General features: G+C 56.9%; 13 protein-coding genes. All 13 read left to right on the forward strand.

From position 1 onward, the window contains the following. The first annotated feature begins 1 nt into the window (after nucleotide 1). The 13 genes from HY298_02840 (at nucleotide 2) to HY298_02900 (ending at nucleotide 14665) form a co-directional block, all read left to right on the forward strand. Nucleotides 2-1447 carry a DUF1501 domain-containing protein gene (locus tag HY298_02840; GenBank protein ID MBI3849217.1) on the forward strand — a complete coding sequence of 482 codons (1446 nt, stop codon included), beginning with the start codon at nucleotides 2-4 and terminating at the stop codon, nucleotides 1445-1447. A 400-nt stretch (nucleotides 1448-1847) separates the two neighbouring features. Next, a complete protein-coding gene (locus tag HY298_02845) occupies nucleotides 1848-2006 on the forward strand; it encodes a hypothetical protein (protein ID MBI3849218.1) in 159 nt (52 codons plus the stop codon). Nucleotides 2007-2014: 8 nt separating this feature from the next. Then, complete coding sequence (locus HY298_02850) at nucleotides 2015-2845, forward strand: trypsin-like peptidase domain-containing protein (GenBank protein MBI3849219.1); 831 nt, start codon at nucleotides 2015-2017, stop codon at nucleotides 2843-2845. A 57-nt stretch (nucleotides 2846-2902) separates the two neighbouring features. Continuing rightward, nucleotides 2903-3703 carry a hypothetical protein gene (locus HY298_02855; GenBank protein ID MBI3849220.1) on the forward strand — a complete coding sequence of 267 codons (801 nt, stop codon included), beginning with the start codon at nucleotides 2903-2905 and terminating at the stop codon, nucleotides 3701-3703. After that, entirely contained in the window at nucleotides 3696-5996 is a 2301-nt protein-coding gene (locus HY298_02860) for an adenine-specific DNA methylase (protein MBI3849221.1), read from the forward strand. The genes HY298_02855 and HY298_02860 overlap by 8 nt, the downstream gene beginning before the upstream one ends. Before the next feature lie 165 nt (nucleotides 5997-6161). Further along, on the forward strand, nucleotides 6162-6458 hold the full coding sequence (locus tag HY298_02865; protein ID MBI3849222.1) for a hypothetical protein: 297 nt from the start codon (nucleotides 6162-6164) through the stop codon (nucleotides 6456-6458). Next, entirely contained in the window at nucleotides 6455-6793 is a 339-nt protein-coding gene (locus HY298_02870; GenBank protein MBI3849223.1) for a hypothetical protein, read from the forward strand. The genes HY298_02865 and HY298_02870 overlap by 4 nt, the downstream gene beginning before the upstream one ends. Continuing rightward, nucleotides 6793-7026 carry a DUF4926 domain-containing protein gene (locus HY298_02875; protein MBI3849224.1) on the forward strand — a complete coding sequence of 78 codons (234 nt, stop codon included), beginning with the start codon at nucleotides 6793-6795 and terminating at the stop codon, nucleotides 7024-7026. Before HY298_02870 ends, HY298_02875 begins: the two co-directional genes overlap by 1 nt. A gap of 114 nt (nucleotides 7027-7140) precedes the next feature. Beyond that, nucleotides 7141-7401, forward strand: a complete 261-nt coding sequence (locus tag HY298_02880; GenBank protein ID MBI3849225.1) for a DUF2283 domain-containing protein — start codon at nucleotides 7141-7143, stop codon at nucleotides 7399-7401. 421 nt (nucleotides 7402-7822) lie between these two features. Further along, complete coding sequence (locus tag HY298_02885; GenBank protein ID MBI3849226.1) at nucleotides 7823-8644, forward strand: HEAT repeat domain-containing protein; 822 nt, start codon at nucleotides 7823-7825, stop codon at nucleotides 8642-8644. A gap of 2 nt (nucleotides 8645-8646) precedes the next feature. Further along, nucleotides 8647-9816 carry an alpha-hydroxy-acid oxidizing protein gene (locus HY298_02890; GenBank protein ID MBI3849227.1) on the forward strand — a complete coding sequence of 390 codons (1170 nt, stop codon included), beginning with the start codon at nucleotides 8647-8649 and terminating at the stop codon, nucleotides 9814-9816. Nucleotides 9817-9898: 82 nt separating this feature from the next. Beyond that, nucleotides 9899-11470: a ThuA domain-containing protein gene (locus HY298_02895; protein ID MBI3849228.1), complete on the forward strand. Its 1572-nt coding sequence runs from the start codon at nucleotides 9899-9901 to the stop codon at nucleotides 11468-11470. 84 nt (nucleotides 11471-11554) lie between these two features. Continuing rightward, the gene (locus tag HY298_02900; protein ID MBI3849229.1) at nucleotides 11555-14665 is read left to right on the forward strand and encodes a DUF1553 domain-containing protein; all 3111 of its coding nucleotides are present in this window, start codon (nucleotides 11555-11557) and stop codon (nucleotides 14663-14665) included. The last annotated feature ends 3 nt before the right edge of the window (nucleotides 14666-14668 follow it).

The following is a 14668-nucleotide window of genomic DNA, read 5'->3' on the forward strand; positions in this document are numbered from 1 at the left end:
CATGATTTTTCAAAACGAAATCCAGAAAACCCTTTCCCGTCGCGCGTTTCTCACCCGCAGCACCACCGGTCTCGGAGCGCTCGCGCTGTCATCGTTGTTGAACCCGCGATTGTTCGGTGCGGAAGAAGGCGGATTGAAATCCACAGGCGCGCTCAAGGCGTTGCACTCTCCCGCCAAAGCCAAGCGGGTCATCTACATGTTTCAATCCGGTGCGCCGTCGCACCTCGATCTGTTCGATTCCAAACCAAAGCTCAAGGAGATGACGGGCGTGGAATTGCCGCCCAGCGTGCGCATGGGCCAACGCATCACCGGCATGACGGCGGGCCAGGCGGTGCTGCGTTGTGTGGGGTCAGCCTACGACTTCAAACGTTACGGCAAATCGGGTGTCGAGTTGAGCAGTATGATTCCGAACATCGGCGGCATCGTGGACGACATCGCCATCATCCGCTCGATGTTCACCGAGCCGATCAACCACGATCCCGCGGTCACGTTCATGGGCACAGGCAATCAACAACCCGGCCGCCCGACGATGGGAGCGTGGGTTGCCTACGGCCTCGGGAGCGAGAACGCCGACCTGCCCGCGTACGTGGTGCTCACCAGCGGCAGCGGCGGCCAGTCATTACAGGTGCGCTATTGGGGCAACGGCTTTCTCTCCGCCAATTATCAGGGCGTGCAGTTTCGCAATCAGGGCGACCCGGTGGTTTATGTTTCCAACCCGCCGGGCTTGAGCGGCACAGCGCGTCGGCAGTTGATCGATGCGATGCAGGAGTTGAATCGCAAACAACTCGGCGCGCTCGGCGACCCGGCCATCGCCACGCACATTGACAATTACGAACTCGCGTTCCGCATGCAAACGAGCGTGCCGGAGTTGATGGACATCGCGAAAGAGCCGAAGGAAATCCTGGAGATGTATGGCGCCGAACCGGGCAAGGCGTCCTATGCGAACAATTGTCTCCTGGCCCGGCGTCTGGCCGAACGCGGCGTGCGCTTCATCCAGCTTTGTCATCGCGACTGGGACCATCACGGCGGCCTGCCCAACGGCATCAAAACCCAGACGAAGAACACCGACCAGGCCAGTGCCGCGTTGATCAAAGACCTCAAGCAACGCGGTCTCCTCGACGACACCTTGGTGATCTGGGGCGGTGAGTTCGGGCGGACGGCCTATTCCCAAGGCGAGATCAAGAAAGACGATTTCGGTCGCGACCATCATCCGCGCTGCTTCTCGCTCTGGATGGCCGGCGGCGGAATCAAGCCGGGACTGGTTTACGGCGCGACCGACGACTTCGGCTACAACATCGTCGAGAACCCGGTTAACGTGCATGATTTCCACGCCACGATGCTCCACTGTCTCGGCATCGATCACACCAAGCTCACCTACCGCTTTGAAGGCCGCGACTTCCGCCTGACCGATGTCAGTGGGGAGGTTGTCAAAGATTTGCTGGCGTAAAGAACGGGCAAAGTGGACTGATTGGGTAACACCTTGCGCCGAAGCAGGGCAATGCCGAACGACAGCGCCAGTTTTTCAGCAAACAGCCTTGGCTTCTCCGTTATCGAGTTTCCACGTTCAGGTTTGCGTTTGTAACGCATTGAAATACCATCCGTGCCAGCCATCATGCACTGGATCGCGCCATCTGAAAAAGACACCGTCGGCGGGCACGCAATGCCTGCACGGCATTTTGCGGGTGTGCCGAAGTTCGGCACTCGGAACTCGACGTTAGACGCTGACGTGTTTCGACATTCGACATTCCTGCCGCATCTGGATTCAACTCTTCTACTCCACGCTCAACGCCCAGGGCCGCGCCGGATTCGTGATGGCCAGCGGCGCAAGGAACGGGCACTATCACTGGATGAAGCTTACCGCAGGCGTCCGCAAATACGCCGCCAAACTGGGCATCGCCGAAGAAGAGGCGTTCAAGAAAGGTATGGAGGAAAAGTCGAAGGAATTTGTGGGGAAAAGCGCGGAAGTTTACGCCAAGGGGGTAATTCCAGGAACAGCTCGTCACTAATCTGTGGTATGGCGAAGAACGAAATATTTGCGCAAGTAAGACGGGCAACCGTGGGGTTGGTGCTTTTCCATCCGAACATCCCACAGAAACCATATACAATCGTTGGTTCGGGATTCTGCGTTGACCCGAACGGGGTTGTCGTTACGTGCCAACACATAGTCTCTGCCTTCATGGAAAAGTCTGTCCCGGACCACATGGCAGAGTTTGATCCGGCAGAACGAAAATCCAAGCTTCACCATGAAGACAATGTGAAGATACAAATTCCTTTCGTTGTTTTCCTCATTCCTGGTGACGTTCCGCATCAAATCAAGGCTCTGCTTTGTCGCGTGGATCAAATTATGGCCAGAACGGACTGTGACTTGGCTCTCGTTCGTGTTCTTCCACATACGGCACTGCCGAATGGGTATCCCTTCCTTGAAATCGAACCATACGACGACATCAGTGAAGGCGATGAAATAGCAACTTACGGATACCCGCTGGGCAATTTCCTCTTTGAGCAGATCGGAACTATCACAAGTTCATTTACGCGAGGCAGCATAAGTTCAATCGTTCCCTCGCAGGGAATCCTGCGAGAGCACCTGAGGATGTTCCAATTGAATCTTACTGCGACCTATGGCAACAGTGGCGGGCCTGTTTTTGCGGTGAGAACAGGGAGAGCGTTTGGCGTATTGCAGGGTGGAATCGTTGACCGACAAGGAACAATTTTACCCGGTTTATCGCGAGCAGAGCCGGTTTATCCGGTCGTGAATTCAAAAGATGTTGGCTTAATCAAGTTTGCTCCTCCCGGCCAGCTTCCGTCGCCAGAACAAATCAAGAAGGCGTGGGGTGTACCAAATTGACTGGAGCACTGTGTGCCGATGGATTACGCGAAAACATGATTTTGAAATAACGACAACATGCCAACCGGTCATCCATGCCTTGAAGTTTTTGTCCGCTGCGCGGATGCGATTCGCGCGAACAAGCTAATTCGCCGCGAAAGCAGGCAGGACAAGGAGTTTCATTTCCAAAACTGGTTCAAGGCACGGCTCGACGAAACCGCATTGAACTTTGAAGTCGGCGGACGGAACACTTATCCCGATTTTCGCCTGGTCTCATCAACGGACGGCTTCGAGGTGAAGGGGCTTGCGTATCCCGGACGCGAAGCCAACTACGACTGCAATAGCCAAGTTCCATCAGGCAGCCACAACGGGCGGACCATTTTCTACATCTTCGGGCGTTATCCCGCCGAGCCGGACGGCGACTCATATCCAGTGCTCGATCTGGTGGTTTGTCACGGTGATTTCCTCAACGCCGACCACGACTACGTTCACAAGAACAAAAGTGTGAAAGGCTTCGGCAGCTACGGCGACATCATGATTCGTGACCGAAAAATGTATGTCGCTCCCACGCCGTTTGGCCTGACGACTGGCACAGCGCACAACCAAACCCTGATTGTTCCCGCCGACTTTCGCGCGGACTCCCGTTTTCGTGCGGTCGGGAAGCTCGCGCGGCGGGAAGCGGAAAAGCTGATTGTCGGGTACACGTTCGACTTGCGGACGAACACGTTGAAGCCTGAGTCGGTGAACAATCCAGCAGCGGGCAAGGAGCACAACTTCGTTGCTTATCGTCTCAAGGGTTCAGCGACTGAGGCAGTGGCGATGCGTCCGCCGCGCGAGGTTATCGCGGAGGTCGCGGAAGCTGCGGAGGAAGATGAATAATCCGCTTCGATCCAACGGACATCCGCGCGCACGCAGGCTCATCGAGTCGGATTTGTTCCCCTTTGAGTTCATCTCGCAACTTGCGGAGATGGAGAGTTGGCGCAAGGAGGTCTATCGGCCCATTTACCATATTCACAAGTGGTGGGCGAAGCGTCTGGGTTCTGTCTTTCGAGGTATCTTGCTCGGCTCGGCTTTGCCGGACTCCGAGAATCTTGTCGAAGCGTTTTACCGGCAGCACGACTTCGCCGGCTTGGCGGTTTTCGACCCGTTCATGGGGAGCGGAACGACGATTGGTGAAGCCCACAAACTTGGCTTCACGGCGCTGGGGCGCGACATCAATCCCGTCGCTTGCGAATCAGTTCGGGTCTCACTCGGCACGCTCGACCGCGATGCGCTGATGAAAGCCTTCGGCCAGCTTTCAGCCGGTGTTGGCGAGCGCATCCGGGCGCTTTACCAAACTGCGGACGCCGAGGGACACGTTTGCGACGCGCTGTATTTTTTTTGGGTTAAGACACTTCCCTGTCCGGCTTGCTCTGCAAGCGTGGATTTGTTTCCGACCTACATCTTCGTTCGTAACGCCTATCCTGACCGCAAGCCAGAAGTCCGCGTTGTCTGCCCGGAATGCGCTGGGATTTTCGCCGCAGATGTCAACGACGAGCAGAGCCGCTGTCCTCATTGCCAACACGATTTTGATTTGCATTGCGGCCCGGCAAGCGGCGCGTCGGCGACCTGCCAGAGGTGTCGCCATGTCTTTCCAATCGCCAAGACCGCCAAAGCAATTGGGCATCCGCCAAAGCATCGGATGTTCGCCAAACTTGTCCTCAACAGTTCCGGCGAAAAGCTATACCTGCCCGTTACTCGCAAGGATGAACTCGCTTATCAACAATGTTCGGAAGAATTGAATCGGAGCAAACTCCCGCTCCCGACATTGAAACTAAAGGACGGCTACAACACACGTCAGGTGCTTAACTACGCCTATCGCTCGTGGCGTGAATTCTTCAACGACCGCCAGCTACTCGCGCTCGGTTGGCTGCACGCCGCCATTCTCAAACTGCCCGACGACGCAGCGCGAGCGGCCTTGCGAACTGTTTTCTCCGGCGTCTTGGAGTTCAACAACATGTTCGCCTCCTACAAAGGCGAGGGCACGGGAGCAATCCGGCACATGTTCGCGCACCACATTTTGAAGCCCGAACGAGTTCCGATTGAAGGCAACGTCTGGGGAACGTCAAAGAGTTCAGGCTCGTTTTCCACGCTGTTCAAATCACGGCTGCTGCGCGCCATTGAATATCACGCAGCCCCGTTCGAGTTGGAGATTGAGCGAACGAACGGCAGCAGCAACGGCAAGCGTGTTTTCGGCGGGAGCGCCCCGTTCAGTGGGCGCGTCGAAACGAAGTGGCCTCCATCGTCAAAGACAACTCCTCGCGCCATCCATCTCTCCTGTGGTAGTTCGTCGTCAACCGGTTTGACTGACGCCAGCGTGGACTTGGTCGTGACCGACCCGCCGTTCTTTGACAACGTGCATTACTCGGAACTGGCCGACTTCTTTTTTGCCTGGCAGCAACTCGGTCCGTCGCCGTTTGTCGGCAAGCGCATGACCACGCGCCATGCCGAAGAAGTGCAGGATACCAGCGCGGAGCAATTCGCAGCGAAGCTGCGTGCTGTTTTTGCTGAATCTTGCCGGGTGTTGAGGGAGGACGGTTTGCTCGTATTCACTTACCACCATTCTCGGATGGATGGCTGGACATCATTGGCTGACGCCGTAGTCGGCGCTGGCTTCTCGCTCGTGAACTGCCATCCCGTGAAATCCGAGATGTCCGTTGCTGCGCCCAAGTCCCAAGCCAAAGAACCAATCCAACTCGACATTGTTTTGGTTTGCCGGAAGCAAATTGCAGACATCCGAAAAAGGTCTGATATCAAGATTGCGTTCCAGCGGGCAGTCGAGCGCGCCACATCGAAGGCGAGCCGACTGAAGGATTGCGGCCTGACGCTTTCAGTCAATGACCGGCGTGTCATTCTAATCAGCCAATTTCTTGTCGAGACCTGTGCTGGGCGTTCTGCTGACCAACTTTCCGATGCCCTGTCGAGCAGCCTGACTGATCTAGATTTGGCCGCGATGCGACTGCTTGAATCGCAGGCAACCCAACGCGCGCAGCCTGCGAAGCGAGACGAGAGGCAGCTTGCTTTGCTCGACAAAAAGAGAACCAAACATCCTTCCACGGACACGAAGGGGATTGCGACGCCCGTAATTTACCGGCGAACTCGACGACGGCTTCATCAAAGGCCGGCATTGTGAATTGGTTTCGACACGACCGGCGAGGTGGTGCTCGAGTCCCGGTTGCCTGCGGCGTTGGAGCGGGAGCTGGACGAGTTGATGTATGCGCTCTACGGCCTGACACCGGAGGAAATCAAACTCGTGGAAGGCGCAGCCAAGTGAGCTATGTGTGCTGAGTCATCTGGGATGACGCACCGGTTCTTACTGTCGGGCAAAAGCGTTTATCGAGTTGAAGAAGCCCGGCTCGCCTCCAGAAATCAATCCAGGCAGGTTGTCGGCGTCGGCTATTCGTCAGGCTGGTTGAAAGATTTGGAAATAAATCTCGCGGTTGACCACCACGCGAGTTGTATGTTCGCGCCGAACCCAGATGCCAAAACAAAAGCCATGGAGCGATTGGTGGAGCGGAGGCCGGACGAGTTGTTGTCTGCGCTCTACGACCTGACGCCGGAGGAATTCAAACTCGTGGAAGCGGCGGCGAAATGAAATTGCCCAATCCAGACAACCTGATGGTGGAGTGCGAGAAGATCGCGGATTACTTGCTGAATCCGGCGCATCGTTACGGTGCGAGCAAGGCGCGTTTCTTCGTCGAGTTCGGCTTTCGGATCGAGCAATGGGAACGATTGGCGGAAGCCTTGCGCGAGCACGGTCGCACGCACGACGTGGCGCGGACGCGGGAGACAGGGTTCGGCCCACGATACGCGGTGGAAGGAAACTTGAACACACCCATTGGTCGGCGTCCGCGCGTGCGCAGCGTGTGGCAAATGGATGAAGGCATGGTTGCGCCGCGATTGATTACAGCATATCCTTTGGAGGACTGATGAAAATAAAAGAACATGATTGTGTCGTGTTGACCAAGAACCTGCCGGAGGAAGGTCTGGTGGCGGGTGATGTCGGCACCGTCGTCCACATTCATAAAAATGGAGTGGCTTACGAGGTGGAGTTCGTCACCCTCGCAGGTCGAACTGTGGCGGTGGCGACGGTGGAAGCGTCGCAGCTGCGCCCGGTCGGCAAGCGGGACATCAGCCACGTTCGCGAGTTGGAAATCGCGTGAGCCATGACGATCACGAAGAAAACCGCCGCTGTGGTGACAGTTGAGACTTCGCAAGTCTGTCCATTTGGCAAACGGGAAAACACTCACGCGCGGGAATTGCAACACGCTTGAGCAATGAAAATCAGCCACGACCCGGAAATTGACGCCCTCTACATTCGATTCGTTGAGGGGAACCGCGAGTGTCGCACGGTGCGGCTCAACAAGGAGGTGGCGCTCAACATCGGAGAAGGTGAACAGCTTGTGGGTATCGAGATGTTGGACGCGAGGGAAGTCCCCGGCGCGGGCAAAGTCCCTGCGGTGATGTTGGAAGGACTTGAATCCGCCACTGCCCAGCTTGTCCTCCACGATAAGCCCGCCAAGAAGTACGGCGCGTAAACCTGCCGTCAAACCTACTGTCGTTGCGACGCAGATCAGGTCATTTGTGCCGAGTTGGACAAGAAGGACAACCACCGGATGAATTACCTGTTCGGTGCAATTGAGAATCCGAGAATCAACAAGGCGATTGTTGATGTGCTGGAGGGAACGATGCGGGCATCCTGAATATCCATAAAGGTGAAAACCCGCTGTGGCCCCATGGCGTTTTGCGTTAGCGGGAGGAGAGCAAAGCGGTAATGATGCCGGTGTGAGGGCGAGCAAGAGAATTGCAATTTTCATCCTGATGGTGACGGTTGCCGGAGGATTTCTATTTTATAATCTGCGAACCTCTGAACCGAGCTATCAGGGGAAATCCTTGTCGCGGTGGATTCGCGGATTGGAATATGAGAACGTCAGCCCGACGGACGAACAGCGCGCCGCCTTGCGCGCCATGGGAGACCCCGCTGTCACCGGGCTCGTCGCAATCCTGCAAAGGCGGGACTCGCCCACTAAACGCAAGTTCGTCGCCTATGCCCAACAACACGCGGAAATTCACAATCGGTTCATTGCTCCGCGTCACGTCATCCCTGAGAACGTATATCATGCTCAAGCCGCAACTGCTCTGGGAGAAATCGGCCCGGCGGCGCGAGCAGCGATTCCGGCGCTGACGGTCGCGAGCACTGATAGCTATTTTGTAGTTGCCGCCCGCGCCAAGGCCGCCCTGATAAAAATCCGGCAGGATCCAATCACGCCTTTGCTGGCCTTGCTTGAGGATACCCGTTCGACAAATTGGAGCCAGGCAGCTTGGATGGTAAAATACCTTGGCACCAATGCCGAAGCGGCAGTCCCTCTCCTGGTCAGCGCCCTGCAAAGCACGAATGTTGGTGTTCGACACTCCGCACTGTCGGCTTTGGGAGGAATTGCGAGCCGTCCCGACATTGCTGTTCCTGCGCTGATCGGCTGCCTGCAGGATCAAGACGCCGGCGTCCGCAGAAGTGCCATAGACGCGCTCTGCAAGTTCAAAGAGGCCAAGCCGCAATTCGTACCTTTGCTTTTGTCCAGCATGCAAGACATGGACAACAATGTCTGGCTTGGTGCGGCATTTGGATTGGAGAAACTCCTCGATAAGGATGAAAAGCGAATGCTTTATGTTCCAGCCCTCGTTAAGTCTCTGAAGAATCCTAATCCGACCATTCGTGAAAATGCTGAGATGTTTCTCAAACGCAACGATCCGGAAGCCGCCGCCAAGGCCGGGATCAAATGACCATGGCTGACACACCATTCGGCAATTACCAATTCGAAATCTACAACCCCGGACCGGCGTCGAGGGTGACGGAGGTTCCTTTCAGTTTTAGCGAGTTGGAGCAACGGGCCTGCGAAAAACTCAGTCCGGGCGGATTTGGTTACGTCGCCGGCGGCGCGGGCGCCGAGGAAACGATGCGGGCGAACCGTGAGGCTTTCGGGCGCTGGCGCATTGTGCCCCGGATGTTGCGCGACGTCGCTTCCCGCGATCTGCGAACGACGGTGCTGGGCACACCGATGCCCGCTCCGGTGATGCTGGCCCCGGTCGGTGTGTTGAGCATCGTTCACCCCGAGGCAGAGCTGGCCGTGGCGCGCGCAGCGGCGGGACTGGGGTTGAACATGATATTGAGCACGGCGTCCTCGCGCACTTTGGAGGAGGTCGGCCAAGTGATGGGATCGAGTCCCCGCTGGTTTCAACTTTACTGGCCCAGGAGCCGGGAACTCGCCGCGAGTTTCTTGCACCGTGCCGAACAAGCGGGCTACCGCGCGATCGTCGTTATATTGGACACCATGCTGCTCGGCTGGCGGCCTCGCGATCTGAAACGGGCCTATCTTCCATTCCTGCGTGGTGAGGGCCTCGCCAACTATCTTTCCGATCCGGTCTTTTGCGCCGGCCTGGCGAAGCCGCCGCGAGAGGACATGGCTGCGGCCATCGCCCATTGGTCGGCGCTGTTCTCCGATCCGAGTGTGACTTGGGACGATCTGCGATTTTTGCGACAACACACGCGTCTGCCATTGGTGCTTAAGGGAATCCTCCATCCCGACGATGCCCGCCGCGCCGCCGATCTTGGCATGGACGGCGTCATCGTCTCGAATCACGGCGGCCGGCAGGTGGACGGCGCCGTGGCCGCGCTCGACGCCCTCCCCGAGGTGATTTCCGCCGCGGGAAGAATGGCCGTGCTCTTTGACAGCGGAATCCGCACCGGAGCGGATGTCGTCAAAGCACTGGCGCTGGGTGCAAGAGCGGTCTTGTTGGGCCGGCCGTACGTGTATGGTTTGGCACTGGCAGGAGAGGCCGGAGTCAGAGCCGTATTACGGGCGCTGCTGGCCGAGCTTGATCTAACCATGGCGCTTTCCGGAGTGTCGCGCGTGGACCAATTGTCGGCGGAGCTGTTGCAGCGCCGCGCGGACTGACCAGCCGAATGCCAACCGGCTCGAACAACTCGCGAACTTCCCTGATTGAAAATAGATGGTCACCCTGTCTATTATCGCACCCATGACCCTTCTGAAAAACCACCGCACAGCTTTCGCTGCCGCCTTGTTGTTCGTTTGTCTCTCCGGGATCGCGGCGGACTCATCCAAACCAATCACGCTTTCGGCGCGAGGCCGGGTCGAAACGCCCAAGGGCAGCGGCCAGTACGAGATCGTCAACAGAACTGTCGAATGGGATCCCAAGAAAACGGCCATCATCATCTGCGACATGTGGGACCAGCATTGGTGCAAAGGCGCGACGGAGCGCGTCGCCGAAATGGCACCGCGAATGAACGACGTCATCAAGGAAGCTCGCCGACGCGGCGTGTTCATCATTCATTGTCCTAGCGACACGATGAAGTTTTACGAGGGCACGCCGCAACGCAAACGCGCCCAGGATGCGCCCAAAGTCAAACCACCCGCCGACGTGAGCAAATGGAAATCTTTGAACCTGGCGAAGGAAGGCCCGTTGCCGATTGATGATTCCGACGGCGGTTGCGACGATCAGCCACAGTGCAAACAAGGCGGTCCGTGGAAACGTGAGATCGCGACGCTGGAAGTCGCACCGGAAGACGCCATCACGGACAACGGTGAGGAAGTCTATAATCTGCTGCACCAAGCCGCCATCGACAACGTCATCATCATGGGTGTACACGCCAACATGTGCGTGCTGGGCCGGCCATTTTCCATCCGGCAGATGGTGAGCGTGGGGAAGAACGTCCTGCTGATGCGTGACATGACCGACACGATGTACAACTCGCGCAAGCGTCCGTTCGTCAGTCATTTTGCCGGCACGGAACTTGTCGTCGAACACATCGAAAAGTTTTGGTGTCCCTCCATTACCAGCGCGGACATTCTCGGCGGACAACCATTCCGCTTTAAGGATGACAAACGTCCGCAAATCACCTTTCTCATCAATGAACCGGAATATCACACGGCGGAGACGCTCCCGGAATTCGCCAAAAAGGAACTCGCCTTTCGTGGTTTCAATTGCACGTTCCTTCATGCTGATGCCAGTGACACGAATGCTTTTTCCGGAATCGAAGCCATCAAGAATGCCGACCTGCTCGTGGTCAGCGTTCGTCGTCGCACGCCACCAAAGGAGCAGCTTGAACTCATCCGCCAACACCTGAACGCTGGTAAACCATCGGTGGGCATCCGTACCGCCAGCCACGCATTCGATGCGAAGCCGCCGGATGATCGTCACGAGGCGTGGAGCACGTTCGATGTCGATGTCCTTGGTGCGAACTATCAAGGGCATTACGGCAAGCAACCGGCCAACCAACCGGCGGCGCTGTTGAAAACCATTGCCGCCTCGACTCATCCGGTGTTAACGGGAATTCCAACAGATGAATTCCCGGTAATGTCGCATCTTTACAAAAGCCGCAACCCGGCACCAACGGTGACGCTACTCATGACCGGACACGTCGCAGGCAACGAAACAATCGAGCCAGTCGCCTGGGTGAACACGAGCAACCACCACCGCGTTTTCTACACGTCGCTGGGAAGTCCTGAAGATTTTCAATTACCCGCCTTTCGTCGCCTGCTTCTGAATGGAATCTTGTGGGCGTTGGATCAGCCGATTCCACCGCCGTGAGCGACATCTTTGCCGCATTTTCATTTGCCGTGAAATGTTGAGGAGGTTAATATGATCAACAATACAAACCCGAGTTTTCAGATTGTGAAAACGGCCAAAACAGCTTTACAAATGTTCGTTCCGCGAATTCTGCTCCTCGGTCTTATTACCTTGTTCGGTGGGCCTCCTGGCAACCAAACGCTCGTCGCAGAGCAAGCCAAGGTGGACTTTAGCCGTGAAATCCGACCGATCTTTGAAAGCCGCTGCTACGAATGTCACGGCGCACAGAAACAGAAGAGCGGCCTCCGCCTCGACCGAAAATCGAACGCCTTTCGCGGCGGCGATTCCGGCAAACCTGCCATTGTCGCAACCAAAATCAATGACAGCCCGTTGATCCAGAAAATCACGAGCCAAGACCCGGATGAAATGATGCCACCCAAGGGGGAGCGCTTGAGTGAAAAACAAGTTGGTTTGTTGCAGGCGTGGATTGAGCAAGGTGCTGCTTGGCCGGAAGAGGCGGAAAAGAAGCATTGGGCTTACGTCAAACCAACGCGCCCGGCATTGCCTAAAATCCAAAATAAAAAATGGCCGCACAATGACATCGACTACTTCGTTCTCGCGCGTTTGGAAAAAGAGAAACTCAAGCCATCACCGCCTGCGGATCGGGCCACATTGCTCCGCCGCGTCAGTCTGGACCTCATCGGACTCCCGCCGACATTGATGGAAGTGAACGATTTTCTGGCCGATAAAAGTCCGGAGGCCTACGAAAAAGTCGTCGATCGACTGCTGGCCTCGCCGCAATACGGAGAACGTTGGGCAAGGCCGTGGCTCGACCTCGCCCGTTACGCGGATACGCAAGGTTATGAAAAGGACAACCGTCGCACGATCTGGCCGTATCGCGATTGGGTGATCAACGCGTTGAACCGCAACCTGCCGTTCGACGAGTTCACGATCGAACAAATCGCCGGAGACATGCTGCCGGACGCTTCGCAGGAGCAGAAAGTTGCCACTGGCTTTCATCGCAACACGATGACCAATACCGAAGGCGGCACGGACAACGAGGAATTTCGTCATGAAGCGATTGTGGACCGGATCAACACCACGATGTCGGTCTGGATGGGCACGACCTTTGGCTGCTGCCAGTGTCACAACCACAAGTACGACCCCTTCACGATGAAGGAGTATTACCAGTTTTACGCGCTCCTGAACAACACCGCCGACGCCGACAACGACGACGAAAAGCCGGTGATGAAATTGCCAACCTCACAACAGGCCGAGCAACTGCGCAAATTGCGTGAGGAGATCGTCGTGCTGGATAAGAAATATAATGCTCAAACGCCGGAGCTGGTTGAATCGCAGACGAAGTGGGAACAAAAAACGGTCGCCGGATTGGCCAATTGGCTGGTACTCGATCCTACGGAGTTCACTTCAGCCGGCGGCGCGACGTTCACGAAGACGGAAGACAAATCGCTTCTCGCCGGCGGTAAGAATCCTTCCAACGATGTTTACACCGTCGTCGTGGGCACTGATCTCAAGAAAGTCACTGGCGTGCGATTGGAAGTTCTACCGGATGCCAACCTGCCGCAAAAATCACTGGGCCGTCATCCGAACGGCAGCTTTGTCCTCAGCCGCTTTGAAGCTGAGTTGATTCCGGGTGACAAATCGCAACCCGCCCTCCCAATTGTGTTTCAGAGCGCCAGCGCCGATTTTTCACAGGACGGCCACAGCGTCACCAATTTGATCGATGGCAAACCTGGTCCAGGCTGGGCGGTCAGCGCGGGCGACGAAAAGTTCCGCGTGGAGCGTTCTGCCTACTTCACGATTTCCAACCGCGTTGAATTCGATCAGGGCACGAGGTTGAAAATCACTCTCCGTCACGAATCACAATTCGGTGAAGCCAACATCGGACGCTTTCGGTTGTCGGTGACTGCGCTGGACGAACCGACGCCCGCGCCGACAGTGCCCGAATCAATCCGCAAAATTCTGGCCGTCGCTCAAGCGGAGCGCACTGATAAACAGAAGGAGGATTTGACCGCGCATTATCGTTCCATCGCGCCAGAGTTGAAACCCCTGCGCGACGAACTGGCGAAAGTGCGCCAGGCGGAATCCGATCTGGACAAGACCATTCCCACCACATCGGTGATGGAGGAACTGGCGAAGGGGCGCGAAACCCACATGTTGATTCGCGGTGGCTTTTTGAGCAAAGGAGACAAGGTTGAACCCGGCACTCCGGCGCTGTTTCATCCGCTCAAAGCGCGCACACCGGATAAGCTGCCCGACCGGCTGGACCTCGCTCACTGGCTGGTCAGCGAAGACAATCCCTTGACAGCGCGTGTCACCATGAACCGGTTTTGGGAACAGTATTTCGGAATCGGCATCGCGGAGACCGTCCAGGATTTCGGGACACAAGGCGAACCGCCTTCGCATCCGGAGTTGCTCGACTGGCTGGCCACCGAGTTCATGCGCCAGAAGTGGGACATGAAAGCGATGCACAAGTTGATCGTGATGTCGGCCACGTATTGTCAAAGCTCGCGCGTCACACCCGAACTCGTCCAGCGCGACCCATACAATCGTCTGCTGGCGCGCGGCCCGCGCGTGCGACTCGAAGCGGAGATGATCCGCGACCAGGCGCTGGCGATTAGCGGTTTACTCAGTCCCAAGCTTGGCGGGCCGAGTGTCATGCCACCGCAACCGGAGGGACTATGGCAGGTCGTTTATAGCGGCGACAAATGGGAGACGAGCAAGGGTGAGGACAAATATCGTCGCGGTCTTTACACCTTCTGGCGGCGGACCAATCCACATCCGGCGATGACCACGTTTGACGCGCCGAGCCGCGAGTTCTGCGTGGTGAAACGCTCGCGCAGCGACACGCCCTTGCAGGCTTTGACGCTGCTCAACGATCCGGCCTGCATCGAAGCTGCCCAGGCGCTGGCGCGGCGCATGATGACGGAAGGGGGAACGAACAATGAAAATCGAGCCGCCTTTGCTTTGCGCCTTTGTCTCTCGCGGTCGCCGCGGCCACAGGAGCTCAAACGGCTGGTCGCGCTTTACGAACAGGAACTGGCGCGCTTCAGGCGGAACAGCGAAGCAGCGGAAAAAATGGCCACCAGCGAACTGGGCAAACCACCCGAAGGAATGAGCATCGCGGAACTCGCGGCGTGGACGGTCGTGGCGAATGTGTTGTTGAACATGGACGAAACGATTACAAAGGGTTAGTTC

It is taken from the genome of Verrucomicrobiota bacterium (genome assembly GCA_016200005.1).
Taxonomy (GTDB): domain Bacteria; phylum Verrucomicrobiota; class Verrucomicrobiia; order Limisphaerales; family PALSA-1396; genus PALSA-1396.

Bases quoted from the DNA above. Each gene is read 5' to 3' on its own strand.
- HY298_02860 (MBI3849221.1), top strand. From the start codon at position 3,696: ATGAATAATCCGCTTCGATCCAACGGACATCCGCGCGCACGCAGGCTC.
- HY298_02855 (MBI3849220.1), top strand. From the start codon at position 2,903: ATGCCAACCGGTCATCCATGCCTTGAAGTTTTTGTCCGCTGCGCGGAT.
- HY298_02850 (MBI3849219.1), top strand. From the start codon at position 2,015: ATGGCGAAGAACGAAATATTTGCGCAAGTAAGACGGGCAACCGTGGGG.
- HY298_02895 (MBI3849228.1), top strand. From the start codon at position 9,899: ATGACCCTTCTGAAAAACCACCGCACAGCTTTCGCTGCCGCCTTGTTG.
- HY298_02840 (MBI3849217.1), top strand. From the start codon at position 2: ATGATTTTTCAAAACGAAATCCAGAAAACCCTTTCCCGTCGCGCGTTT.
- HY298_02865 (MBI3849222.1), top strand. From the start codon at position 6,162: ATGACGCACCGGTTCTTACTGTCGGGCAAAAGCGTTTATCGAGTTGAA.
- HY298_02880 (MBI3849225.1), top strand. From the start codon at position 7,141: ATGAAAATCAGCCACGACCCGGAAATTGACGCCCTCTACATTCGATTC.
- HY298_02890 (MBI3849227.1), top strand. From the start codon at position 8,647: ATGGCTGACACACCATTCGGCAATTACCAATTCGAAATCTACAACCCC.
- HY298_02845 (MBI3849218.1), top strand. From the start codon at position 1,848: ATGAAGCTTACCGCAGGCGTCCGCAAATACGCCGCCAAACTGGGCATC.
- HY298_02875 (MBI3849224.1), top strand. From the start codon at position 6,793: ATGAAAATAAAAGAACATGATTGTGTCGTGTTGACCAAGAACCTGCCG.
- HY298_02870 (MBI3849223.1), top strand. From the start codon at position 6,455: ATGAAATTGCCCAATCCAGACAACCTGATGGTGGAGTGCGAGAAGATC.